Annotated in this window: 24 protein-coding genes and 1 tRNA gene; 16 read left to right on the top strand and 9 right to left on the bottom strand. The window is 67.5% G+C overall.

From position 1 onward, the window contains the following. Positions 1-76 precede the first annotated feature (76 nt). On the bottom strand, positions 77-1,648 hold the full coding sequence (locus ACMPH2_RS05140; RefSeq protein ID WP_417118779.1) for a DEAD/DEAH box helicase: 1,572 nt from the start codon (positions 1,646-1,648) through the stop codon (positions 77-79). 226 nt (positions 1,649-1,874) lie between these two features. On the opposite strand from ACMPH2_RS05140, the gene ACMPH2_RS05135 reads away from it, so the two are divergent. From ACMPH2_RS05135 to ptsP, 5 genes are all read left to right on the top strand, one after another. Next, entirely contained in the window at positions 1,875-2,522 is a 648-nt protein-coding gene (locus ACMPH2_RS05135) for an NUDIX hydrolase (RefSeq protein ID WP_314638719.1), read from the top strand. Positions 2,523-2,561: 39 nt separating this feature from the next. After that, entirely contained in the window at positions 2,562-3,533 is a 972-nt protein-coding gene (locus tag ACMPH2_RS05130) for a type I phosphomannose isomerase catalytic subunit (RefSeq protein ID WP_062530869.1), read from the top strand. A 75-nt stretch (positions 3,534-3,608) separates the two neighbouring features. Next, positions 3,609-3,685 (top strand) — tRNA-Arg (locus tag ACMPH2_RS05125). A 179-nt stretch (positions 3,686-3,864) separates the two neighbouring features. After that, the gene (gene pfkB, locus ACMPH2_RS05120; RefSeq protein ID WP_062530871.1) at positions 3,865-4,791 is read left to right on the top strand and encodes a 1-phosphofructokinase; all 927 of its coding nucleotides are present in this window, start codon (positions 3,865-3,867) and stop codon (positions 4,789-4,791) included. 82 nt (positions 4,792-4,873) lie between these two features. Beyond that, the gene (gene ptsP, locus ACMPH2_RS05115) at positions 4,874-6,577 is read left to right on the top strand and encodes a phosphoenolpyruvate--protein phosphotransferase (RefSeq protein WP_062530873.1); all 1,704 of its coding nucleotides are present in this window, start codon (positions 4,874-4,876) and stop codon (positions 6,575-6,577) included. A 149-nt stretch (positions 6,578-6,726) separates the two neighbouring features. Here the strand turns inward: ptsP and ACMPH2_RS05110 are convergent, their stop codons facing one another. Beyond that, on the bottom strand, positions 6,727-7,452 hold the full coding sequence (locus ACMPH2_RS05110; RefSeq protein ID WP_417118778.1) for a Crp/Fnr family transcriptional regulator: 726 nt from the start codon (positions 7,450-7,452) through the stop codon (positions 6,727-6,729). Between the two features lie 112 nt (positions 7,453-7,564). Here ACMPH2_RS05110 and hcp point away from each other — a divergent pair, with 112 nt between their 5' ends. Further along, positions 7,565-9,178 (top strand): hydroxylamine reductase, encoded by a 1,614-nt coding sequence (gene hcp, locus ACMPH2_RS05105; protein WP_417118777.1) that lies wholly within the window; start codon positions 7,565-7,567, stop codon positions 9,176-9,178. A 137-nt stretch (positions 9,179-9,315) separates the two neighbouring features. Here hcp and ACMPH2_RS05100 read toward each other — a convergent pair whose 3' ends face one another. From ACMPH2_RS05100 to ACMPH2_RS05070, 7 genes are all read right to left on the bottom strand, one after another. Further along, positions 9,316-9,807: an RrF2 family transcriptional regulator gene (locus ACMPH2_RS05100; RefSeq protein ID WP_009278936.1), complete on the bottom strand. Its 492-nt coding sequence runs from the start codon at positions 9,805-9,807 to the stop codon at positions 9,316-9,318. A 107-nt stretch (positions 9,808-9,914) separates the two neighbouring features. Then, positions 9,915-10,415, bottom strand: a complete 501-nt coding sequence (gene sufU / locus ACMPH2_RS05095; RefSeq protein ID WP_417118776.1) for a Fe-S cluster assembly sulfur transfer protein SufU — start codon at positions 10,413-10,415, stop codon at positions 9,915-9,917. Continuing rightward, on the bottom strand, positions 10,408-11,676 hold the full coding sequence (locus ACMPH2_RS05090) for an aminotransferase class V-fold PLP-dependent enzyme (RefSeq protein WP_062530882.1): 1,269 nt from the start codon (positions 11,674-11,676) through the stop codon (positions 10,408-10,410). Before ACMPH2_RS05090 ends, sufU begins: the two co-directional genes overlap by 8 nt. Next, complete coding sequence (locus ACMPH2_RS05085) at positions 11,673-12,794, bottom strand: SufB/SufD family protein (RefSeq protein WP_417118775.1); 1,122 nt, start codon at positions 12,792-12,794, stop codon at positions 11,673-11,675. Before ACMPH2_RS05085 ends, ACMPH2_RS05090 begins: the two co-directional genes overlap by 4 nt. Continuing rightward, the gene (gene sufB, locus ACMPH2_RS05080; RefSeq protein ID WP_062530959.1) at positions 12,794-14,212 is read right to left on the bottom strand and encodes a Fe-S cluster assembly protein SufB; all 1,419 of its coding nucleotides are present in this window, start codon (positions 14,210-14,212) and stop codon (positions 12,794-12,796) included. The genes ACMPH2_RS05085 and sufB overlap by 1 nt, the downstream gene beginning before the upstream one ends. Before the next feature lie 28 nt (positions 14,213-14,240). Beyond that, a complete protein-coding gene (sufC, locus tag ACMPH2_RS05075) occupies positions 14,241-15,002 on the bottom strand; it encodes a Fe-S cluster assembly ATPase SufC (RefSeq protein WP_417118774.1) in 762 nt (253 codons plus the stop codon). 175 nt (positions 15,003-15,177) lie between these two features. Next, positions 15,178-16,014 carry a Cof-type HAD-IIB family hydrolase gene (locus tag ACMPH2_RS05070; RefSeq protein WP_314638624.1) on the bottom strand — a complete coding sequence of 279 codons (837 nt, stop codon included), beginning with the start codon at positions 16,012-16,014 and terminating at the stop codon, positions 15,178-15,180. A 286-nt stretch (positions 16,015-16,300) separates the two neighbouring features. Here ACMPH2_RS05070 and ACMPH2_RS05065 point away from each other — a divergent pair, with 286 nt between their 5' ends. From ACMPH2_RS05065 to ACMPH2_RS05020, 10 genes are all read left to right on the top strand, one after another. Beyond that, positions 16,301-16,732, top strand: coding sequence for a PTS sugar transporter subunit IIA (locus tag ACMPH2_RS05065; RefSeq protein WP_009278943.1), 432 nt, complete (start codon positions 16,301-16,303; stop codon positions 16,730-16,732). 28 nt (positions 16,733-16,760) lie between these two features. Beyond that, entirely contained in the window at positions 16,761-17,258 is a 498-nt protein-coding gene (locus ACMPH2_RS05060) for a PTS sugar transporter subunit IIB (protein ID WP_009278944.1), read from the top strand. A gap of 39 nt (positions 17,259-17,297) precedes the next feature. Continuing rightward, on the top strand, positions 17,298-18,161 hold the full coding sequence (locus ACMPH2_RS05055; protein ID WP_062530887.1) for a PTS mannose/fructose/sorbose/N-acetylgalactosamine transporter subunit IIC: 864 nt from the start codon (positions 17,298-17,300) through the stop codon (positions 18,159-18,161). 2 nt (positions 18,162-18,163) lie between these two features. Further along, positions 18,164-19,015, top strand: coding sequence for a PTS system mannose/fructose/sorbose family transporter subunit IID (locus tag ACMPH2_RS05050; RefSeq protein ID WP_062530889.1), 852 nt, complete (start codon positions 18,164-18,166; stop codon positions 19,013-19,015). A 22-nt stretch (positions 19,016-19,037) separates the two neighbouring features. Next, positions 19,038-19,400 carry a hypothetical protein gene (locus tag ACMPH2_RS05045; protein ID WP_314638620.1) on the top strand — a complete coding sequence of 121 codons (363 nt, stop codon included), beginning with the start codon at positions 19,038-19,040 and terminating at the stop codon, positions 19,398-19,400. A 119-nt stretch (positions 19,401-19,519) separates the two neighbouring features. Continuing rightward, positions 19,520-20,485, top strand: a complete 966-nt coding sequence (locus ACMPH2_RS05040; protein WP_314638619.1) for a bile acid:sodium symporter family protein — start codon at positions 19,520-19,522, stop codon at positions 20,483-20,485. Positions 20,486-20,591: 106 nt separating this feature from the next. After that, a complete protein-coding gene (locus ACMPH2_RS05035) occupies positions 20,592-21,152 on the top strand; it encodes a DUF454 family protein (RefSeq protein ID WP_009278949.1) in 561 nt (186 codons plus the stop codon). Positions 21,153-21,191: 39 nt separating this feature from the next. Next, a complete protein-coding gene (locus tag ACMPH2_RS05030; RefSeq protein WP_062530896.1) occupies positions 21,192-21,560 on the top strand; it encodes an arsenate reductase family protein in 369 nt (122 codons plus the stop codon). Positions 21,561-21,708: 148 nt separating this feature from the next. After that, positions 21,709-22,470 (top strand): alkaline shock response membrane anchor protein AmaP, encoded by a 762-nt coding sequence (amaP, locus tag ACMPH2_RS05025; RefSeq protein WP_417118773.1) that lies wholly within the window; start codon positions 21,709-21,711, stop codon positions 22,468-22,470. 3 nt (positions 22,471-22,473) lie between these two features. Next, positions 22,474-22,842, top strand: coding sequence for a DUF2273 domain-containing protein (locus ACMPH2_RS05020; RefSeq protein ID WP_314638617.1), 369 nt, complete (start codon positions 22,474-22,476; stop codon positions 22,840-22,842). Positions 22,843-22,879: the final 37 nt, after the last annotated feature.

The raw sequence follows: 22,879 nt of genomic DNA, 5'->3' as shown, positions 1-22,879 counted from the left end.
ATGGCGGAGGGGCAGGCCGAAAACCAGTCCGGCCTGCCCCTCCGTCGTAACTTCCGTGTCGTGTCGCGATGTCTGGCTAGCGGGTTCCGCCCCTGTCTCCGGGATGCCTCCTGCCGCGCCTGGCGCCCGCCTCGCCACGGTCGGGAGAGAGGTTGAAGTCACTCTCCGCCGCCTTCGCCCTTCGACGGGACTGGGGGCGCGGCCTCTGGGTCGTGGCCGGCTTGGCCCCGCCGTCCTTCCGTGACGGGCGGCCGGACCCCTTGGCGCGGACCTGCCGGGAAGTGGCCTGCCCCGCCTTGTTGGTGCCTGGCCTGGGGCGTTCGGCGGCCATGCCTGCCGCGGCCGGGCCTTCCGCCGCGGCCTTCCGCGCCCTGCGGGCGTCCGCCATCTTCTTGCGCGCCTTCTTTCCGGGGAGCTTCTCGTGCGGGTCGCGGCCGGGGTCCATCCTAACCGGGTCCCTGCCTAGGTCGAGTCCCTCGGCGCGCGGGAACGGGGGGATCACCCTGCCCATGAGCCCCTCAGCGTCGCGCAGGTCGAGGTAGTCGTCCTCGGTCACGAAGCTCAGCGCCCAGCCGCTCTCTCCCGCGCGGCCCGTGCGGCCGATGCGGTGGATGTAGTCCTCGGCGTCGCTCGGCACGTCGAAGTTGACCACGTACGAGACGTCGGGTATGTCGATGCCTCGGGCCAGCACGTCGGTCGCGACCAGGACGTCAACCTGCCCGTCACGGAAGTTCGCCAGCGCCCGCTCCCTCTGGTTCTGCGAGCGGTTGCCGTGGATGGGCGCACAGAGCACGCCCGCCTTCCTGAGCTTGCGGCAGATGCCGTCGGCGCGGTGCTTGCCGCGACAGAACACGATCACCCGCCGCGAGCCCTCGCGCCGGAGCAGCTCGGCGAGGACGGCGTTCTTCGCCTCGGGGGACACGGGGAGCACGTACTGGTCGACGGTCTCGGCCGCGGTGCCCTTGCGGGCGACCTCCACGCGGACGGGGCGCCTTACCAGCGACTTGGTGTTGGAGAGGACGTCGTCGTCCAGGGTGGCGGAGAAGAGGAGCGTCTGGCGCTGGCTCGGGGTCGCGGCGACGATGCGGCGCATGTCGGGGAGGAAGCCCATGTCGAGCATGCGGTCTGCCTCGTCCAGGACGAGGACGCGCACGGACGAGAGGTCCGCCTCGTGTTGGTTCATGAGGTCCTGGAGGCGGCCCGGCGTCGCGACGAGCAGGTCGCAGCTCCTCCTCAGGGCCTGCCTCTGGGGCTCGTAGCCGACTCCTCCCACCAGCACGACGGTCCTGTGCCCGGTGTGGCGGCAGATGAGCTCCGCCGCGTCCTCGATCTGCTGTGCCAGCTCCCTGGTTGGGGTCACTACCAGCATGAGGGGTCCCTCCCCCTTGCCCGCGTGCCCCAGTCCGTCGAGGGTCGGCAGCAGGAACGCCGCCGTCTTGCCCGTTCCCGTCTGGGCGGCCGCCATCACGTCCTTGCCGGCGATGACCTGGGGTATCGCCAGGCTCTGCACCGGCGTCGGCTCGTCGTAGCCCAGCTCCTCCACGGCCGCGAGGGCCCTCTTCGAGAGCCCAAGCCCCCCGAAGCCGTCCGAGTCCTCCCGGACGGCCGCCATGCCACGGCCGGACCGGCCGCCGTTCTGATTGCTCATGCGCTTCCCATCTGCTTGCTTCCGCGACCCTGCGCGGCAATCTTCCAAGGCGAGGGGGTCAGGCTGCAGGCACGGCCCCGACTCGCGACTACATGGTACGCATGGGCGCCGACCTGCGCGTCGCCGACCGCCCCGCTCTTCCAAATAAGCGCAACTCGGTATCATCGGGGTCGAACGGTCGTCTGCGTCGCCCGTCGGCGGGCGCGTCCCAGGGGAGGTGGTGCGCATGGACAAGCCGGAGGCGGCTGGCTTGGCGGGGGCTGGCGCAGGGGTCCGGGCCCGTCCGGACGAGGGTCCCCTCGCCCGCATCCGCAGGCTCCTGGAGCCCGACCCCCGCCTGTGCGAGCGCGTCTGCTCGACGAGCGCGGAGTGGGAGGGAAGGGTCTTCTCCGTGGAGCTGCTCGACGTGGCCCTGCCGGACGGCAGCCACGGCAGGCGCGAGCTGGTGCGCCACCACGGCGGCGCCGGCGTCGGGGCCATCCGCGAGGACGGCTGCATCTGCCTGGTGAGGCAGTTCCGGGTGGCCCTGGGCAGGGTCTCGCTCGAGATACCGGCGGGAAGGCTCGAGCCGGGCGAGGACGGCCCCCGCTGCGCCGCGCGCGAGCTCGGCGAGGAGACGGGCCTCGTGGCCGGGAGGCTCGAGCCCGTGGCCCGCTCGCTGGGCTCGCCCGGCTTCACGGACGAGGCGACGCAGGTCTTCCTGGCGTACGAGCTGAGCGCCGGCAGCTCCCATCCCGACGAGGGGGAGCTCGTGGACGTCGCCTGGGTCCCCTTGGACGAGGTCCTCGCGGGGATACGGGCGGGCCTCATCGACGACGGGAAGACCATCGTCGCCGCCCAGGCGGCGGCCCTGCGGGCACACGGGCTCGCCTGATACCATCGAGGAAACGCCGCACCATCGAAAGGAAGGCCCATGAGCACAGCCAAGGACCCGTCTTGCTCCCCCGAGCGCGACCTCATCTTCGTCGAGCCCGTCTTCCACGGGAAGATCTGGGGGGGCAGGAGGCTCCAGGAGGAGTTTGGCTACCAGATCCCCGACGGCCCGGTGGGGGAGTGCTGGGCGATCTCGGCGCATCCGGCGGGAGACTGTCGCGTCGCGTCGGGCGCCTTCGAGGGCAAGAGGCTCTCGGAACTCTGGGACGGTCATCGCGAGCTCTTCGGCGGCGCCACAGGTGACCGCTTCCCCCTCCTGGTCAAGATCCTTGACGCGGAGGGCGACCTCTCCATCCAGGTCCATCCGGACGACGCCTACGCTGCGGAGCACGAGGGCGGCTCCCTGGGCAAGTGCGAGTGCTGGTACGTGCTGCACGCGGACCCCGGTGCGACCATCGTGGTGGGGCAGCGGGCGAGGAGCCGCGAGGAGTTCGCCCGCAAGGTGGAGGAGGGCGACTGGGACGGGCTCCTCAACGAGGTCCCCGTCCACACGGGGGACTTCTTCCAGATCGACCCGGGCACCGTGCACGCCATCAAGGCGGGGACCATGGTGCTCGAGACCCAGCAGTCGAGCGACGTCACCTACCGCGTGTGGGACTACGACCGCCTGCAGGCGGACGGCAGCAAGAGGGAGCTGCACCTCGCCCAGAGCCTGGACGTCATCGACTACGACGCCGAGCCCATCTCCTCCGGCCACGTCGACGCGAGGGAGGCCGACGGGGTGACGGAGCTCGTGAGCTGCGAGCGCTATGCCGTGGAGCGGGTCAGGGTCGCGGGTGAGAGGACCCTCCCTCCCTTCCGGGACTTCGCCTGCGCGAGCGTGGTGGACGGAACGGGCAGCGCGGGCGGGCATGCGGTGGGGAAGGGCGACCACTTCGTCGTCCCGAGCGGCCACGGCGGGCTCGCCCTTGCGGGGAGGATGGAGCTGGTCGTTTCGTACGTGCCCAGGTAGGCCGCCTCGGGTCCTCGCCTCCGGCTCGCGGGACCGAGCCGCCCCTCCGTGGTACCATGGTCGTGCCCTTTGCGTGCGCCCTTAGCTCAGCTGGACAGAGCATCGGTCTTCTAAACCGCGGGTCAGGCGTTCGAATCGCCTAGGGCGCACCACGATCCAGACGCGCGGGCCCACCCGGCAAGTTCCGGGCGGGTCCGCGACCTTTCCCAAGACGTGTCGCACGCTGCGAGCCCGACCCCGAATTGGAGCACGTTGGACGGTATTTCTCCTCCAGACACGGCCAATTAAGGCATAATGACCTTACATGATCAGTGGCCGAGAGGAGCACACGTTGATTTATACCGTCACGCTGAATCCGGCGATCGATTACGTAATGCACCCCCTTACGCTCGACATGGGCTTCACCAACCGCTCGTCGAGCGAGGAGCTCTACTGCGGGGGAAACGGAATCAACATCTCCACCATGCTCAACGAGCTCAAGGTCCCCAACGTCGCGCTGGGAATCGCTGCGGGCTTCACGGGCGACTACCTCATCAAGGAGCTGCAGAAGGGTGGCATCTCGTCCAACTTCGTAAGGCTCGAGCACGGCTTCACCCGTATCAACGTGAAGCTCAAGGGCATCGTCATGACCATCGTCAACGGCATGGGCCCCAAGATCTCGGAGAAGAAGGTGGACGAGCTCCTCGAGCGCATCGACTACATCGGCTCGGGGGACACGGTCGTGCTGACGGGCTCCATCCCCAAGTCGCTCCCCGAGGACATGTACGACGTCATCATGAAGCGCCTCGAGGGCCGTGGCATCCGCTTCGTCGTCGACGCGCCCGGGACCCTGCTGCTCGAGGCCCTCAACGCCAAGCCCTTCCTCATCAAGCCCAACAACCACGAGGTGGGTCGCATCTTCGACGCCCGCCCCGAGACCCCGGAGGAGTGCATCCCCTTCGCCAAGGAGCTCCACGAGCGCGGCGCCCAGAACGTCATCGTCTCGTGCGGCGGCCACGGTTCCCTGCTCTATGACGAGAACGACGAGGTCCACACGGTTCCCACCGCCAAGATCCGCCTGGTCAACGCCACTGGTGCCGGCGACTCGATGGTGGCGGGCTTCGTTGCGCAGGTCCAGGGCGGCGCCGACTATGAGACTGCCCTGCGCTTCGCATCCGCCTGCGGCACGGCCACCGCGGCGAGCAAGGCCATCGCGAAGCGTGCCACCGTCGACCGCGTCTACGAGCAGCTGAACAAGATCATCGCCGCACAGGCCTAGGGCCGGTGCCGTTCCATAGAACCACCTTCCTGGCAGCCAACGCGAAACCACATTATTGGGATCGAATCGTTTGGAGGACCCTATGTTCGAAGGCGTCAACGCATCAGACGGCTATGGAATCGGCGTGGCACAGGTCGCGGTTGCCCCAGACCTCAGCTTCACACCCAAGGTGCCCGAGGACGCGGGCGAGGAGAAGGCGCGCTACGACGCCGCGCTCGAGAAGTTCGTCGCGCAGACCAACGCCCAGATCGAGCGCATGAGGAAGAGCGTCGGCGACGAGGCGGCCCTCATCATGGGTGCCCACATCGAGTTCGCCGAGGACGAGGGCATCAAGGAGAAGGTCAACGGCTCCATCGACTCCGGCATGTGCGCGGAGCAGGCCGTGAGCGAGGCTTACGACATGTACTACAACATGTTCTCGAACATGGAGGACGAGCTCTTCCGCGAGCGTGCGGCTGACGTCGCCGACGTCAAGACCGGCCTCTTGGCCGACCTCCTGGGCAAGGAGGTCGTCGACCTCTCCACCCTGCCCGAGCATTCCATCGTCGTCGTCCACGAGCTCACCCCCTCGATGACGGCCGACATCGACAAGGAGAACGTCGCCGGCATCGTGACCGAGACCGGAGGTCGTACCTCTCACTCCGCCATCATCGCCCGCGCGCTCGAGATCCCCGCGGTGCTCTCCGTCGTAGGCGCCACCACCAACATCAAGACGGGTGACATGGTCGTCGTGGACGGCAGCAAGGGCAGGGTCGTCGCCCAGCCCACGGCAGGCGAGCTCGAGAAGTACCGCGCCAAGGCCAAGGCGTATGCGGACGAGAAGGCCGCGCTTGAGGCCTATCGCGGCAAGGACACCGTGACCGGCGACGGTGACAAGGTCCTGCTCGTCGCCAACATCGGCAATCCCGAGGACGCCAACAACGCCGCCGAGCACGACTGCGAGGGCATCGGCCTCTTCCGCTCGGAGTTCCTCTTCATGGACGCCTCCGAGCTGCCCAGCGAGGACGAGCAGTTCGCTGCCTACCAGAAGGTCGCCCTGCGCATGAAGGACCAACCGGTCATCATCCGCACCCTCGACGTGGGCGGCGACAAGGAGATCCCCTACCTGAACCTCCAGAAGGAGGAGAACCCCTTCATGGGCTTCAGGGCCATCCGCTACTGCCTCAACAACCCCGAGCAGTACAAGGTCCAGCTCCTCGCCCTCCTGCGCGCCTCCGCCTTCGGCGACATCAAGATCATGCTGCCGCTGGTGACCTCCCTCGAGGAGATTCGCCAGGCCAAGGCCCTCATCGAGGAGTGCAAGAGGGAGCTCGACGCCCGCGGCGTCGCCTACAACAAGGACATCGAGGTCGGCACGATGATCGAGACCCCCGCGGCCTCCCTCGTCGCCGACGACCTCGCCGCCGAGTGCGACTTCTTCTCCATCGGCACCAACGACCTCATCGGCTACACCATGTGCGCCGACCGCGGCAACGACTGCGTCGCCTACCTCTATGAGGTCTACCAGCCCGCGGTGCTTCGCTCGCTCAAGCGCATCATCACCGAGGGCAACAAGGCGGGCATCATGGTGGGCATGTGCGGCGAGGCCGCGGCAGACCCGCTGCTCATCCCCGTGCTCATCTCCTTCGGCCTGGGCGAGTACTCCGTCTCTGCCCCCTCGATCCTGCGCACTCGCCGCATCATCAGCGAGTGGACCAAGAAGGAGGCGGACGCCCTCACGGAGAAGGTCCTGAGCCTCAAGACCGCGGCCGAGGTCAAGGCCGTCCTGCAGGCGGCCGCCAAGTAGCTCTTGGCGCGTCATAGACTCCGTCGGGGGAGGGCCGCCGCCTTGGCGCCCTCCCCCTCCCTTTTGTGAAGCCTCGCCCGTCTTGGCAGGGCCGACCGGCGCCAGGCCTGCTGGAACCCGGGCCATGGTGCCCTCGTGCTGGCTTCCACCTACAGGAGCGTGAACTGGTTCCTTTCGCTTTGCAGGACGCCCTCGTCGCGAAGGCGCGAGATCTCGCTTGAGAGGGCGCTCCGGTTGACCGAGAGGTAGTCCGCGAGCTGCTGGCGGGTGTAGGGGATGGCGAAGCTGGGACTGCCCTGGCGTGCCGACTCGTCGGAGAGGAAGGCAAGGAGCTTGTCGCGCGTGCTGCGCTGGCTGAGGTAGCGGAGCTTGCTTCCCAGCATGAGGTTCTTGGAGGCCATCTGCCCTACCAGGTTGGAGAGGAGGCGCAGATGGAAGGGGCAGGCGGACGAGCAGGTCCGCAGCATGCGGCGGACGTCCAGCCTGAGGAGCCGGACGTCCCTCACCACCACGACGGATACCGGGAGCTTGGCGTCTGGGGAGCAGGCATAGGCCTCGCCGAAGGACTCTCCCGGTCCGAAGCTGCCCTGGATGTTGCGATTGCCGAGCCAGTCCTCGCGGATCACGTGCACCTCGCCCGACTCGACCACCCACACGTGGGCGTCCCGCTCTCCCACGCGCAGGACGTACTCGCCCTCCTCGAACGAGACCGTCCTCGCCCCGAGGCAGGGGAGCATGCGGGCGACCTCGAGCGCGTCCATGCCGGAGAAGAGCTGGGTCCTGCGTGCGGCCTCGACCTGGGGGAGAAGCTCCTTGGGCACGAGCGAGAGGCCCGTCGGGACCTTGGCCATCTCCTTCTCTCTCGATTTTGTCATATTTCTTCCCTTTATGTTGTAAAAGCAACGGAAACGTTTGAATCATAGCAATACCCTTCTTCTCGAAGGACGGGGACGGCAGCCAAAGGGCCGTCAGGCAAGGAGGAGAAGAATGGTTCAAACCACGCTTACGCCCGAGAAGGTACAGGAGATGTTCTGCTTCCAGTGCGAGCAGACCGCGCGTGGGGTCGCCTGCAGCTCCAGGCAGGGCGTCTGCGGCAAGTCGGCGGAGGTCGCCCGACTCGAGGACGAGCTCACGGGCGCCATGGTGGCCCTCTCCCAGGCGGTGATGTCTGGCGCCACGCCCAACGCGCTCACGGACGATGTCGTCGTGCAGGGGCTCTTCACGACCATCACCAACGTCAACTTCGACGCTGTCTCCGTTCGTGCCATGATCGCGCGCGTCCATGCCGCGAAGGACGGCATCGCGCCCGGCGATGACACGCCTGACTACGACCTGAACCTCGTGTGGCACGCCGAGGACGTCGACCTGCGCTCCCTGAAGTCGCTCGTGCTCTTTGGCATCCGTGGCATCGCGGCGTATGCCTACCATGCCGCCGCTCTCGGCCGCCGCAGCCAGGCGGTGAGCGCCTTCTTCTACAAGGCCCTGGCGGGAATCGCCGGTCTGGATGACGCGGACGCCCTGCTGGCGCTGGTCGACGAGGCCGGCGCCGTCAACCTGGAGTGCATGGCGCTCCTGGACGAGGCCAACACCTCGAGCTACGGGACCCCGGTTCCCACCGAGGTTCCGCTGACCGTCGAGCCCGGCCCCTTCGTCGTCGTGACGGGCCACGACCTCTGCGACCTCAAGGAGCTCCTCGAACAGACCGAGGGCACGGGCGTCAACGTGTACACCCACGGCGAGATGCTCCCCGCTCACGCATATCCCGAGCTCAAGCGCTACCCCCAGCTCAAGGGCAACTTTGGTACCGCCTGGCAGAACCAGCAGAGGGAGTTCGACGCCATTCCCGCTCCCGTGCTCTGGACCACGAACTGCCTGATGCCCCCTCGCGGCTCCTATGGCGACCGGGTGTGGACCACGGGGGTCGTGGAGTATCCCGGCTGCGCCCACGTGGAGGCTGACGAGAGGGGCCACAAGGACTTCTCGGCACTCATCGCACAGGCAAAGGAGCTGGGCGGCTATGCCGAACCCCAGGAGCTCACGGGCATCAACGGCGGCCATCGCGTGACCGTGGGCTTTGGCCACGCCAGCGTGCTGGGCGTCGCCGACAAGGTGGTCGACGCCGTCAAGGCTGGTCAGATCAGCCACTTCTTCCTGGTGGGCGGTTGCGACGGCGCCAAGCCCGGCCGCAACTACTACACCGACTTCGTCAAGGCGACGCCCGAGGACTCCGTGGTCCTGACCCTGGCCTGTGGCAAGTTCCGCTTCAACGACCTCGACCTGGGTACCGTGGCCGGCCTTCCGCGCATCCTGGACATGGGCCAGTGCAACGACGCGTACTCAGCGATCCAGGTCGCGGTGGCGCTCGCGAAGGCCTTCGACTGCGGGGTCAACGAGCTGCCCCTCTCCTTCGTGCTCTCCTGGTATGAGCAGAAGGCGGTCTGCATCCTCCTGACGCTGCTGCACCTGGGCATCAAGGACATCCTGCTGGGGCCCTCCCTGCCCGCCTTCATCTCGCCCAACGTACTGGACGTCCTGGTGAGGAACTACGGGATCGCCCCCACCACCAACGTCGAGGACGACCTGGCGAAGTGCCTGGCCTAGGGCTCGGGACGGAGCCATGCCAAAGGGACGCCCGCATCCCCCGAGGGGATGCGGGCGTCATTCTGCCGGGAAGGTCGAGCCGTCCGGAGCCGGCTGTCGCGACAACGCCAGGGGGTGCGCTCCCTGGCTCAGGGTGACTAGTCGCAGCTCACGCGTCCCTGACTCTGTTGTGGTCCTCGGCTCTCGCGCGGGTTCCAGTCAGTGAGGCCTGCGATCTCCTGCCTGTCGCGGACGATGTCCGCCAGGGTCTTGCTGTCCAGGTACTCGGCGGTGACCTTCCCGAGGTCCCGCCACACGGTGACGGTGGGACAGGTGTCGATGATGGGGCAGATCTCGCCGTTCGTGCAGTCGAGGCAGGCCACAGGCGCGAGCGAGCCCTCTGCCGCACGAAGGATCTGGCCGAGGGTGTACTCCTCGGGTCGCTTGCTCAGGCGGTATCCACCGCCCTTGCCGCGAAGGCTCTGCACGTAGCCCACCTTGTGCATGCGTGACACCACCTGCTCGAGGTACTTGCGCGAGATATTCTGCCTGCGGGAGACGTCGCCCAGCGACACCCACCCGTCGTGCATGGCAAGGTCCGCCATGGCTCGCAGGGCGTACTTGCCCCTGGTGGAGAACATGCCAGCCATCCGTGCCTACCCCCTCTCGCCCCTGCCGCCTACCGTGGTCGTCCTACGTGCATGTGGGTGCGCGGGATGGGGACGTGGTGGTCCTCTCCCCAGGCGCCTGCCCTCGTCTAGTCGTTCGCCCCGTCGTGCTCGTGCGTGTGGAAGGGAACGGCCACGCTGGCCTCCTCGCTCCCGGCCTCGAGCATCTCCTCGAGCGTGCGCCAGGCGAGCTCGGCGCACTTGACGCGTGCGGGCATGTGCGAGATGTCCCTGAGCGAGGCGGCCTCGTCCAGCTGCGCGAGCGTGTCGGCGTCGGTCTCCTCGCCGCGCACCATGCGACCGAACAGCTTGCAGAGCCCGATGGCCTCCTGGGGGGTCTTGTCCACCACGAGGTCGCTCATCATGTCCGCGGAGGCCTGGCTGATGGCGCAGCCGTGGCCCTGGTAGGCCGCCTCCTCTATCGTGCCGTCGTCCCCCAGGCGGACGTAGAAGGTGAGCTCGTCGCCGCAGGAGGGGTTCACGCCCTCGTGCGTGAGGGTGGCGTCCTCCAGCGGGTACTTGTAGTCGGGGTGGGACACGTGGTCCATGAACTGTGCGTTGTAGAGTGACGCGACGCTCGCATTAGCCATTGAAGACCTGCCAAACCGTCTTGAGGCCGTCGACCAGGCGGTCGATGTCCTGCTTGTCGTTATAGAACGCCACGCTCGCGCGGCAGGTGCTGCCCATGGCCACGTCGAGGTAGGAGAGGAGGGGCTGGGCGCAGTGGTGCCCGGCCCTGATGCAGACGCCCGACCCGTCCAGGATGGAGGCCACGTCGTGTGGGTGGACGCCACGTACATTGAATGCGACGGCACCGACGTGGCGGAAGCCGTCTTCGGGGCCTATGACGTCGACGAAGTCGAGGGCTGCCAGGCTCTCGGTCAGGTAGGCGGAGAGGAGCCTCTCTCGCGCCTCCAGGGCGGCGAAGCCCTTGGACTCGAGGTAGCCCAGGCCCGCGTCGAAGGCGTAGCTGCCCGCCGCGTCCTGCGTGCCCGCCTCGAACTTCTGTGGGACGGGCGCCCAGACCGCGTCCGTCTCGCTCACGGAGTCGATCATCTCGCCTCCCGTGAGGAAGGGGGGCATCTGGTCGAGGAGGGCGGCCTTGCCCCAGAGGACCCCGATGCCCATGGGGCCACCCATCTTGTGGGCGCTGAAGGCCAGGAGGTCGCAACCCAGCTCGCGGACGTCCACCTTGAGGTGCGGGACGCTCTGCGCCCCGTCGACCACCATGTGGGCGCCCATCTGGTGGGCGCGCGTGGAGATGGCGGGAATGTCGTTCTGCACGCCCAGCACGTTGGAGACCTGCGTCACCGAGACGATCTTCGCCTTGGGGCCGACCTTCGCCTCGAGCTCCTCCTGAGTGATGCGGAAGTCGTCGTCGAGCCTCAGGTAGACGAGGCGGGCGCCCGTCTGGGCGCAGACCTGCTGCCAGGGGATGATGTTGGAGTGGTGCTCCATGATCGAGACGACGACCTCGTCGCCCTCGTGCAGGACGCTCCTGCCCAGGGTCTGGGCGACGAGGTTGAGCGACTCCGAGGCGTTGCGGGTGAAGACCACCTCGCTGCCCTGGGGCCTTCCCTCGTCGTCCACCGCGCCGATGAAGCGGGCTATGTGGTCGCGCGCGCCCTCGATGGCCTGGGTCGCCTCGACCGACAGGCCGTAGAGCCCGCGCAGCGGGTTGGCGTTCATCTCCTCGTAGAAGCGCCTCTGTGCGTCGAGCACGGCCGCCGGCCGCTGGGAGGTGGCGGCGCTGTCGAGGAAGCAGATCTCGGGATGCTTGGCGAGCAGGGGGAAGTCATCCTTGTAGGGGTTCTCCGCGATGCTCGCGAGCTGGGATGCGTCGAGACTCATGCGGACACCTCTCTGGCGTCGGTGGTGGCAGGCGAGAGGCCCAGGCCCTCGGCCACGTCGCGGGCGGCCTCGGGCCCGAGCAGCTGTTCCGCACGGGCGAGTGCGGCCTCGCGGGAGCTCGCCTCGGGCGCGTGGATGGCGGCGTCGTCGAAGATGGCGCGCACGAAGAGGTCGTTGACCTCCTCCTCGCTGAGGCCGCGGTCGGTGAGGTAGCCGAGCTGCTCGGCGCTGACGGAGCCGATGGAGGCGCCGTGGTTGCCCTGGACGTCGTCCTCGTCGCAGAGGATGACGGGAAGGGTCTTGTTCACGACCTCGTCGCCGCCCATGAGGACGGTCTCGGTCTCGTTGCCGCGGGCGCCCTTGGCGCCGTGCGTGAGGTCGATGGTCTCGCGCATGGCCTTGTGGGCCCTCTCGCCCAGGAAGCCCGAGGTGACGATGTCACTGCGGCTGTTGCGGCCGAGCTGGCGCACGACGTGGTTCACGTCGAGCTCGTCGGCGTCGCGCACGACGTAGCGGCAGTCGAGCTGCAGGCGCGACGACGTGCCCCCGAGCTTGGTGGCAAAGCCCATGGCCAGGCTCTTGCCCCCCAGCGCGTACTGGCGCACCTCGATGCGGGCGCCCTCGGCGGCCTCGATGCCCACCCCCTCGAGGTGGGTGCTCCCACTGCCGGGAGCGACGACCTCAACGAGGTGGAGCCTGGAGCCCGCCTCGGCGATGACGCGGAGGAGGGAGGCGGAGTGGCCGCCCTGGCCGCGGACCGAGACCACGACGGTGGCCTCCGAGCCCTCGCGCAGCATCACGCCGGTGTCCTCGACGGCGAATCCGCTGGCGTCGACGTCCACGACGATAGGTTCCACGCGACGCGTCCCCTGGGGGACCTCCACGTAGCGGGCGTCTCCCGCCACGGACTCGACCCAACTCACGGCCTCGTCGCCGATGCCGCACTCGAGCTGGGAGAAGATTCTAGGCAGGCGCGCGAGCACCTCTCCCTTGCGGGCGGGGGAGGGGAGGCGGAGGCTGCACCCGTTGATCCTGAGGTGGTTCCAGGTCTGCGCGGGCGGTTGGTTCACGTGCTCGACGGCCGCGTACGACGGCGCCTCGGCAATCGTCTCTGCCATTAGCCGATCGCCCCTTCCATCTCGAGCTTGATCAGGTTGTTCATCTCGACGGCGTACTCCAGCGGGAGCTCCTTCGAGACGGGGTTGGCGAACCCGTTGACCACCATGGTGCGGGCCTCGGACTCCGAGCAGCCGCGGCTCATGAGGTAGAGCACGGTGTCGTCCGAGATGCGGCCGATGGTCGCCTCGTGCCCCACCTGGGCCGTGCGGTTGCGCACGTCCATGGCGGGGATGGTGTCAGAGCGGCTGATGTCGTCCAGCATGAGCGAGGAGCAGGACACCGAGGCGTTCGCCCTGTCGGCGTGGCGGCCGATCACCAGCGAGCTCCTGAAGGTGTTGATGCCGCCGTCCTTGGAAATGGACTTGGTGTCGACGGACGTCGTGCAGTCGGCGCCGTTGATGATCACCTTGCAGCCCGTGTCCAGGTCCTGCGTGGCACCGGCGAAGGTGATGCCGGTGAACTCGCAGCTCGAGCGGTCGCCCTGCAGGATGGTGGTGGGGTAGAGGTAGCTCACGTGGCTGCCGAAGGAGCCCGAGACCCACTCCATGCGCGCGTCGGAGCCGATGGTGGCGCGCTTGGTGTTGAGGTTGTACATGTTCTTGGACCAGTTCTCTATGGTGGAGTAGCGCAGGCGCGCGCCGTCCTTCACGTAGAGCTCCACGGCACCGGCGTGGAGGTTGGCCTCGTAGTACTTGGGCGCGGAGCATCCCTCGATGAAGTGCAGGTCTGCTCCGGGCTCGACCACGATGAGCGTGTGCTCGAACTGGCCGGCGCCGGAGGCGTTCAGGCGGAAGTAGCTCTGCAGGGGGTAGTCGAGCGTGACGCCCTCGGGGACGTACACGAAGGAGCCGCCCGACCACACGGCGTAGTGCAGGGCCGCGAACTTGTGGTCGCGCATGGGGATGAGCTTGCCGAAGTACTCGTGGACGACCTTCTCCCACCTGGGGTCCTGCAGGGCGTCCTCGATCGTGGTGTAGACCACTCCCTGCTTTGCGACCTCCTCGCGCATGTTGTGGTAGACGATCTCGGAGTCGTACTGGGCGCCCACGCCGGCCAGGCTCTCTCGCTCGGCCTCGGGGATGCCCAGGCGCTCGAAGGTGTCCTTGATGTCCTTGGGCACGTCGTCCCAGTCGCGGGCCTGCTTGGTCTGGGGGCTCACGTAGGTGGAAATGTGGTCCATGTCCAGGCCCGACACGTCCGGGCCCCAGTTGTCCGCCATCCTGCGCTCGTGGAAGACCTCCAGGGCCTCGAGGCGCAGGTCGAGCATCCAGGCGGGCTCGTTCTTCTTGGCGCTGATGGCGCGCACGATCTCGGGCGTGAGCCCGTCGGCGTAGCGCTCGTAGCCCTCCTCGCTCTTCACGAAGTCATAGAGGGAGCGGTCGACGTCGGCGACCTTTGAGCGGCCCCTCTCGTCCACCTCGCCCGCGTTATACCTCTCGCTCACCTTAGGCCTCGGCAATCTGCTCGGACTCGAAGCGGGCGAAGCCGTTGGAGTCGATCTCCTCGATGAGGGAGGCGGGGCCCTCGGCCACCAGGCGACCCCTGACCATCACGTGCGTGCGGTCGACGTCGAGCCTCTCGAGGATGCGGGTGTTGTGCGTGATCATGAGGAGCGCGCCGTCGCACTCGCTGCGGTAGGCCTCGATGCCGCGCGATACGATGGAGAGCGCGTCCACGTCCAGGCCGGAGTCCGTCTCGTCCAGGATGGCGAGCTTGGGGCGAAGGAGGAGGAGCTGCAGCATCTCGACCTTCTTCTTCTCGCCGCCGGAGAAGCCCACGTTGAGCTCGCGGGTGAGGAAGGCGTCGTCCATGTCGAGCTGCTCCGAGATCTGCGCCACGCGCTCGCGGAACCTGCGGGCGGTCATCTTGAGCTCGGGCCTCATCTGGCAGATGGTACGCAGAAAGCTGTAGAGGGGCACGCCGGGAACCTCGACCGGGGCCTGGTACGAGAGGAAGATGCCCGCGAGCGAGCGCTTGTCGGGCGAGAGGGAGGTGATGTCCTCCCCATCGAATGCGATGCTGCCGGAACTGACGCGGTAGCTGGGGTCGCCCATGATGACGTGGCCCAGCGTGGACTTGCCGGCGCCGTTGGGTCCCATGAGGACGTGGGTCTGGCCCGCGCCGACTTCGAGGTCGATGTCATGAAGGATGGGCTTGTCCTCGGTTCCGGCCGAGAGCCCGGAGATGCTGAGCAGCTGACTGGCCATGGTGCCTCTCTCTGGATGCGCGTCTGCGCGGTCGTTGGCGAGGCGTGCGGCCCCCGCCGCCATGGCCTCTCTCAAAATCCTACTTACCGGGGGGTATTTTACCCCGCCACGGGGAACGTAGGCCCCTCGATCGCAAAAAACGCTCGCAGCGCAACGACGCCGCGCTTCGGCTCGTCTAGCCCCGTGCGGCAGGCTCCACCAGCTCGCGCACGACCTCGGCGATGACGCCGTCGTCGTTGGTCGATCGGGCATGGTAGTCGGCCTCGAGCTCGATGCCGTCGCTGGCGTTGGCGACGGCCACGCCCACCCCGGCGGCACGGATCATGGCCAGGTCGTTCAGGGAGTCCCCGCAGCCTATGGTCTGCTCGATGCCCACGCCGAGCAGCTCCGCCAGGCGCCTGAGGCCGGCCCCCTTGTCCACGCCCTCGGGGTTGAACTCGAGGTAGCGGTGGCTCGAGAAGGTGGGCAGGGTCCCCTCCCAGAGCTCGCGCGGCATCTGGTCGAGGATGCGGTGCAGCTCGGACAGGCCGTCGGGGAGGCAGTAGAGGATCTTCGCCAGGGGCACGTCGCGCAGGAAGTCAATCGACCCCTCCCGCAGCTCCTCGTGGCCCATGTGGCCCTCGAGATAGTCCCGCTCGTCCTGCTGCAGGCGGTAGGTCCACACCTTCCCGCCCAGCTCGTAGACGTGGAAGCTTAGCCCCGCCTGCTCGAGGCCGTACTCGAAGAGGGCGCGCACGCGCTCGAAGGGGAGGGAGTGCGACGAGAGCGGCGCGTCGTCCCCCACGCGGGTGATGCAGCCGCCGTTGTACGAGATGACGTAGGAGCCCTCGAGGAGGTCCGAGGGAAGCGCATGCAGGGACTCCATGATCGAGCCGTAGGCGCGCCCGGAGGAGGGGACGAAGAGGCAGCCCAGCTCGCGCAGGCGGCGCACGGCGTCGACGTTCGCCGCGGGGATGGTGTGGTCGCTCGCGAGGAAGGTGTCGTCCATGTCGCTGGCAACGATCTTGTACATGCGTCCCCCCTTGTTCGGCACTGCATGGATTGTATCCCACGCCGGCATCCCATCAGGCCAGGGGAGGGGGGGGAGTCCCTCTCCTGGGCCCGTGTCGGCTTCCGTCGGCCGGGAAGCCGGACGGGTTTTGGGAAAGTGCAAACTTGTGGAGGGTCTTTGGGATAATTGTGTATACTTGGTGAGATTGTATTGGCATGTCTGCACTAGGTCACCGGCTTGGTCGACCCACTGCGAGCCAGCAGTCCCAGCCGCCCCCAAGCGCGGACGACGCGAAGGGAGAGGTCCTATGAGGTATCTGCTCATGGTAAGCCACGGAACGATGGCGCCTGGGGTGAAGAGCGTCATCGACATGCTGCTGGGGCCGCGCGAGGACGTGCTCGCCCACAGCATGGAGGACGGCGTCGGCGCAGACGCCTACGTCGAGGGCGTGCGCAAGGTCATCGCCCCCATCAGGCCGGAGGACTCGGTCGTGGTCCTGGGAGACATCATGGGCGGCTCGCCCCTCACCAACGCCCTCAACACCCTCACCGAGGCCGGGCTCCTCGGCAACACCGTGGCCTTTGGCGGGCTCAACCTCGCCATGGCGATAGCCGCCCTCATGGGCTTCGACGACGGACTCGACGATGCCGCGCTCAAGGCGAGCATCCTGAACGACGGTAAGGAGGCGGTCAGGGAGATCCAGCTGCAGGTCGAGGACGAGGACGAGGACGACCTGTAGGCAATGCAGGCAGACAAGAGGAGTGGAAATGATTTCGTTCGTTCGCATTGACGACCGCATGATCCACGGTCAGACGGTCACGCGCTGGGCCCTCGAGCGGCCCTGCGACGGCATCATCGCCGTCAACGACGTGGCCGCGAGCAACTCCGTGCTCAAGGCCGCCTACAAGGGCGCCGCGCCAGACAAGAAGATCTTCGTCTGGACGATGGAGCACTTCCTCGAGAAGAAGGACACGGTCCTCTCCTCGGCGTCGCGCTACTTCCTCATCACGAAGAACCCCCTCGACATGAAGAGGATCCTCGTCGACGAGAAGTTCGTCCCCTCTGACGTCAAGAGCGTCGTCGTCGGACCCTGCAACGACCGTCCCGGCACCACCAAGCTGGGCAACAACCAGTCAATCACCGCCGAGGAGGCCCAGGCCTTCGAGGACATGGCCAAGGCTGGCTATGAGGTCAAGTTCGCCCTGCTCCCCGACGTATCCATTGGTGACTGGCCCAAGTTCCGCGGCCAGTTCGACGTCCACTAGCGCTCGGGCGAACCACAAACTGGGAAGGTGGGTTTGACTATGACGATCAGCATCTTCCAGGCTGTCTTGCTTGGAATATTCGCGTGCCTCGCGTCCCTTCCGGGCATGGGCGGCACGACCATCGGCAACTACACGCTCGGACGTCCCCTCGTGGGCGGCCTCGTCGTGGGCATCATCCTGGGCAACCTGCAGCTCGGCATCATCGTCGGCGCTGCCATCCAGGTCGTCTACATCGCGCTCGTGACCCCCGGCGGGACCGTCTCGGCCGACGTGCGCGCCGTGACCTACATCGGCATCCCGCTGGCCATGCTCTCAATCTCGGCGCAGGGCCTCGACCCCTCGTCCGACGCCGCCACCGGCCTCGCCGCCGCCCTGGGCGCCGCAGTCGGCACCCTGGGAACCGTCCTCTTCTATGGCACCGCGACCCTGAACCTCGTGTGGCAGGGCATCGGCTGGAAGGCCGTCGAGGGTGGCAGGTGGGACAACATCAAGAAGACCATCCCCATGGTCGAGACGGTGCTCCCCTGGGTCTCCCACATCCTGTTCTCCTTCATCCCCACCGTGGTCATCTGCATGGCAGGTCCCACGATGGTCGACCTCATGAAGGAGTACCTCCCCATGGATGGTCTCGCGATGAAGACCCTCTTCACCGTGGGCTCGCTGCTCCCCGCAGTCGGCGTCGGCATCCTCTGCAAGCAGGTCATCACCAAGCCGCTTGACTGGGTCACCTTCGCTGTGGGCTTCCTGCTCGCCGCGGTCATGGGCTGCAACCTCATCGCGTCCGCCATCATCGCCGTCTTCTTCGCACTTATCAACTTCGAGATCCAGTCCGTCAAGACCAACCGCCCGGCCCTGGCTGCCCAGGCGGCGTCGGTCGACGACGACGATGAGGAGGACATCTAATCATGGCAGAGCTCAAGAAGACCTCCGAGTCCGCGCGCAAGGCGTCGTTCCTCCACTGGATCTACGGCAACCTGACCTGCTTCTCCCAGGAGCACATGCAGACCTTCGGCTACCTGTGGGCCATGCTTCCCATCGTCGACGAGCTGTACGAGAGCGACGATGAGAAGGTCGAGGCGCTGCGCACCTACACCACCTTCTTCAACACCGAGCCCCAGATCGGCACCATGGTCGTCGGCCTGACCGTCGGCCTCGAGGAGGCGCGCGCCAACGGCGAGCCCATGGACGCCGAGACCATCAACGGCATCCGCGCCGGACTGATGGGCCCGCTCGCGGGCCTCGGCGACTCCATCATCGTCGGCACCTTCATCCCCATCCTGCTGGGCATCGCCCTGGGCCTCTCCACCGGCGGCAACCCCCTGGGCCCGATCTTCTACATCGTCGCCTGGAACGTGCTCATGTACTTCGGCATGAAGTTCGCCTACAACCAGGGCTACTCCCTGGGCGGCTCGGCGGTCGAGGCCCTCGTCGGTCCCCAGTCCGCGGCCCTGCGCAGCTCCATCGTCATGGTGGGCACCATGGTCATCGGCGCCGTCGCGGCGACGTGGATCAACATCTCGACCTCCTTCGCGGTCGAGTTCGGCGCGGACTCCTCCTTCGCGCTTCAGAACACGCTTGACGGTATCATGCCCAAGGCCCTGAACTTCTTCTTCGTCTGGCTGTGCTGGTGGCTCATGACCAAGAAGAAGATCTCGCCGACCATCGTCATGCTGATCCTGGTCATCGTCGCACTCGTGGGCTGCATCACGATCCCTGGCATCAACACCTCCATCTTCAACCCCGGCCTCTCCTACTAGGCGCGGGCGGCTGGGAGCGCAGATGGCGAAGGCGGACGGCAGGCAGTCACGGAGGGGTGGGCGCGCTCCCGCGCGCGACGCCCTGCTCAGGGAGGCGGAGCTGCAGACCCAGGCGATCATGCGCCTGGAGACCTGGAAGCGCCTTGCCTACTCTGGCCTGGCGGTTGGTGCCATCCTCGTGGGATGGGGCTTCTACGGGGCCGGAGACAGGTGGGCGGGCGTGGCGGGAATAGCCCTCCTCGTCCTTTCCGTGCCTGCGTCAGTGGTGCTCCACCTGGGCATCCGCAACGCCAAGCGCAACGTGGACCGCATGATAGAGGCCTACGAGTCGGAGCACGGCAAGGTCCCCATCGACCCCAAGAGCTCCAGCAGGCGCTACGCGTAGCCCAGACCGATGCTTGGCAGACGGGGCGGCCCGTGACCGGAAGGTTGCGGGCCGCCCCTCTCTTCGCGGTGCGCGCCGACGCTTGGCGTAGGATGTTCCTCCGTGGAGAGGGGCGTCGCATGGCCAGGTGGCAGGCCTTTGGCAGGTTCATCGCAGGGCATATGATCTACATCGTGCCCTTCTGCCTTGCGGGAGGCATCTTCCTGCCGGGAGTGTTCTCCCGCCTCAACCCCGTGGTGCCGGCGCTGTTCGCGCTCATGACCTTCCAAGGCTCCCTCACGAGCGGCTTCGACGACCTCCTCGCCTGCCTGAGGAGGCCGCTTCCCCTCATCGTCGCCCTCCTGGTGACCTCGGTCGCCATGCCGGCGGTCGCCTGCGCGCTCGGCCAGGCGATCTTTCGGGACCCCCAGACCACCTGCGGCCTCGTGCTCGAGTACAGCGTCCCCATCGGGGTCGTCTCCATCATGTGGGTCGGTCTCTTCGAGGGGGACGTGACGCTCGGCCTGGCGACGCTCATGGCCTCCACGCTCCTCTCGCCGCTCAGCATCCCGCTCATGCTCTCCGTTCTGGTGGGCGCGACCGTGAGCATGGACCCGCTGGCCATGATGCAGGAGATGCTCCTCATGATCGCGCTGCCCGCCGTGGCCGGGATGGCCGTCAACCAGCTGAGCCGCGGCTGGGGAGGCGAGGTCCTCTCGCCCGCGCTTTCCCCTGCCTGCAGGGTGATCCTCGTCCTCATCATCGCGGCGAACTCCACGGGGATATCCGACTACATGCTGCACCTGAGCCCGCGCCTGCTGGGGATCATGCTCTTCGTCGGCTGCTTCGCCAGCGCGGGGTTCGTCGTCGGGCTCCTGCTGGGGAAGCTGATGAGGCTGGGGAGGCCCCAGGCGGTGACGCTCACCTTCGACTGCGGGCTGCGCAACATCAGCGCCGGTGCCGTCATCGCAGAGCGCTTCTTTGGCCCGGCCGTCATGTTTCCCGTCATGATGGGGACGCTGTTCCAGCAGTTCCTCGCCGCCGCCTTCGGTTCCCTCCTCGGGCGTCGCTTCGGCGGCGAGGGGGAGCCCTCCCCGGAGGCGTAGTCACGCCCGCGGGAATGCGTGGGAACTTCACACCTCTCCGCCACCGCTTGGATAGGATGGGGGAGTTCGCGCCCAAGGGGGCGCCCTCTGTGACGGGCGGTGGTGAATGAAGGCACGAGGCAAGAGGAAGCTCGGTGGCGTCAGTATGCGCGTCGAGGCACGACGCGCGCGCAAGAGGAGCGGTAACCGCTACCCCTTCCTCGACCTGGACTTCGACGAGGACGAGCCCCCCACCCCTGCCGAGCGGGCGCTCTATCTGCTCGCCACCGTGGCGTGCGTGGTCCTTGCCGTCATAGGGGCGATCTTCCCGGTGCTGCCCGCCATCCCCTTCTGGGTGCTCGCCGCGATATCGCTCTCGCACGCCTTCCCGTCCTTCGGGCGCTTCCTCAGGTCGACCAGGATCTACCGCTGGCTCATCGAGAAGCTCAACGAGCCCCAGGAAAAGGCGAGGCGTCCCGTCATGGCGCACCGTCGCAAGGACGTCGTAATGACGAGAATCTCGGTGGGGATGGCGCTGCTCCTGGCCTCCTCGCTCGTCCTGCCCATCGCGCGCTACGTCCGCTGGGGGCTTCGCATCGTCGTGTCGCTCGCATGGGTCGTCAGCTGGTGCTACCTCTACCTGTACGTGCGCGACCCCGAGGCTACGATCAAGGGCGGCGGGCGCTAGCGTCACGCCGCCACGGGCCAACGTCCAAGGGAGGAACCCATGTCCAAGCGTGACCTGCTGGTCCTTTGCCACCCGCGCTGCTCGACCTGCAAGAGGGCCCTGAGGTGGCTCGACGACCACGGCATCCCGTACGAGCTCAGGGACATCGTGCGGGACAACCCCAGCGCGGAGGAGCTTGCCGCCTGGCATCGCCTGAGCGGCCTTCCCATCCGCAGGATCTTCAACACCAGCGGCACGCTCTACCGCGAGCAGGGCGTGAGGGCTCGGCTCGACGCCGGAATGACGGACGAGGAGTGCTACGGGCTTCTCGCCACGAGCGGCATGCTGGTGCGGAGGCCCCTCGTGGTGGGCGACGGCTTCGCGCTCGTCGGCTTTCGCGAGCGGGAGTGGGAGGGCCGCCTCCTCTAGGGATGCCTGGCACGGCCCGTGCCCGCCTTTTGTCGTGCGGGGTGCGTGGCGCGCCGACTCCATGTCCGCCCCGCCTCGTCCCTGCGCTATCCTCTGAGCTGACGTCTGCGCCACGGCAGGGTGGCGCCCGAGGGAGGGGTGTTGGCTCATGGGCATCATGAAGCGCTTGTGCCTGTTCGTGTTCTCGCTGGCCGGGCTACTCGCCCTGGCCGCGCTGGTGCTGCCCTGGTGGGGTCCCTGGACTCGCGAGGCGACGGCCCTCATGGGAGTCGACGTCTACTACTACGTCGTGGAGGGCATGGTCGCGGTCCTTGCCGGCGGCCTCCTCCTCTTCCTGCTTCGCTCCATCTTCGCCCAGCACCGTCGTCCGACGGTCGAGGTCGCGCGCGAGGGATCCGACCACGTGAGCGTGACCCGCGATGCGATCGCCTCCCAGGCAACCCACGTCATCGAGGAGGGGGACTTCCTCAGGGCCAAGAGGGTCGACGTGCGGATCGGCAGGCGCGGGAAGGTCAGCGTGGCCGCGCGCGTCCAGCCCGTGCACACGGTTGACGTGGCACAGTCTGGGTCCGACCTCCACGAGAGGCTCGCGTCCGGGCTGCGCGTCGTCTGCGGGGACAACGTCGACTCCATAGACCTGGAGTTCCTCGACGCGAGCGAGTACCAGAGCGAGTCCGAGCTCGCGGATGCCCGGGCCATCGCAGCCGAGCCGTCCCTCGAGCCGCCGGCGGAGCCCGAGCCGATGGGTGCCGTCACGGTGGCCAAGACGGACCTTGGGCAGGACGCCCTGGCGCATCGGCCCGCCGACCCCACGTCCGCCGACTCGGGCGACACGTCAGAGATCACGGTTCCCATGGGTCGCGCGGCCCATGGGAACGAGGACGCACCGTCCGTCCCGAGGGAGGGGTAGCCCATGGCAGAGAAGAGGCCACGGCTCGCAATAGAGGATGCGAGCGACGAGGAGCCGCAGGTGAAAGGTACTCCCAATGGGGAGGAGGGAGACCTCTCGCCCGAGGTGCGCACAGGCCAGGGCCCCAATGAGGAGACCTCCGCGCGCGAGCTCGGAAGTTCGCTGCGACGGATGGCAAGGGGGCACGAGCGAGCGGTCGTGGGAGGGCTCGCCGGCCTCTGCGTCGCGGTCCTCGTCTTTGCCCTGGGGCTGTGGAGGGCCCTCTTCGTCGCGCTCTGCGTGGCCGTCGGAGTGGTGGTCGGGCAGAGCCTCGATGGCGACACCCGGGCGCTCGACGCCATCAAGCGCGTCCTGAGGGGCAACCAGGGCTAACGTGATGAACCCCCATTGACCAGCACAGGCATCCGAG

It is taken from the genome of Olsenella phocaeensis, assembly GCF_048189965.1.
In the GTDB taxonomy this organism is placed as follows: domain Bacteria; phylum Actinomycetota; class Coriobacteriia; order Coriobacteriales; family Atopobiaceae; genus Olsenella_I; species Olsenella_I phocaeensis.
This window is presented reverse-complemented; position numbering and strand designations above follow the sequence as displayed.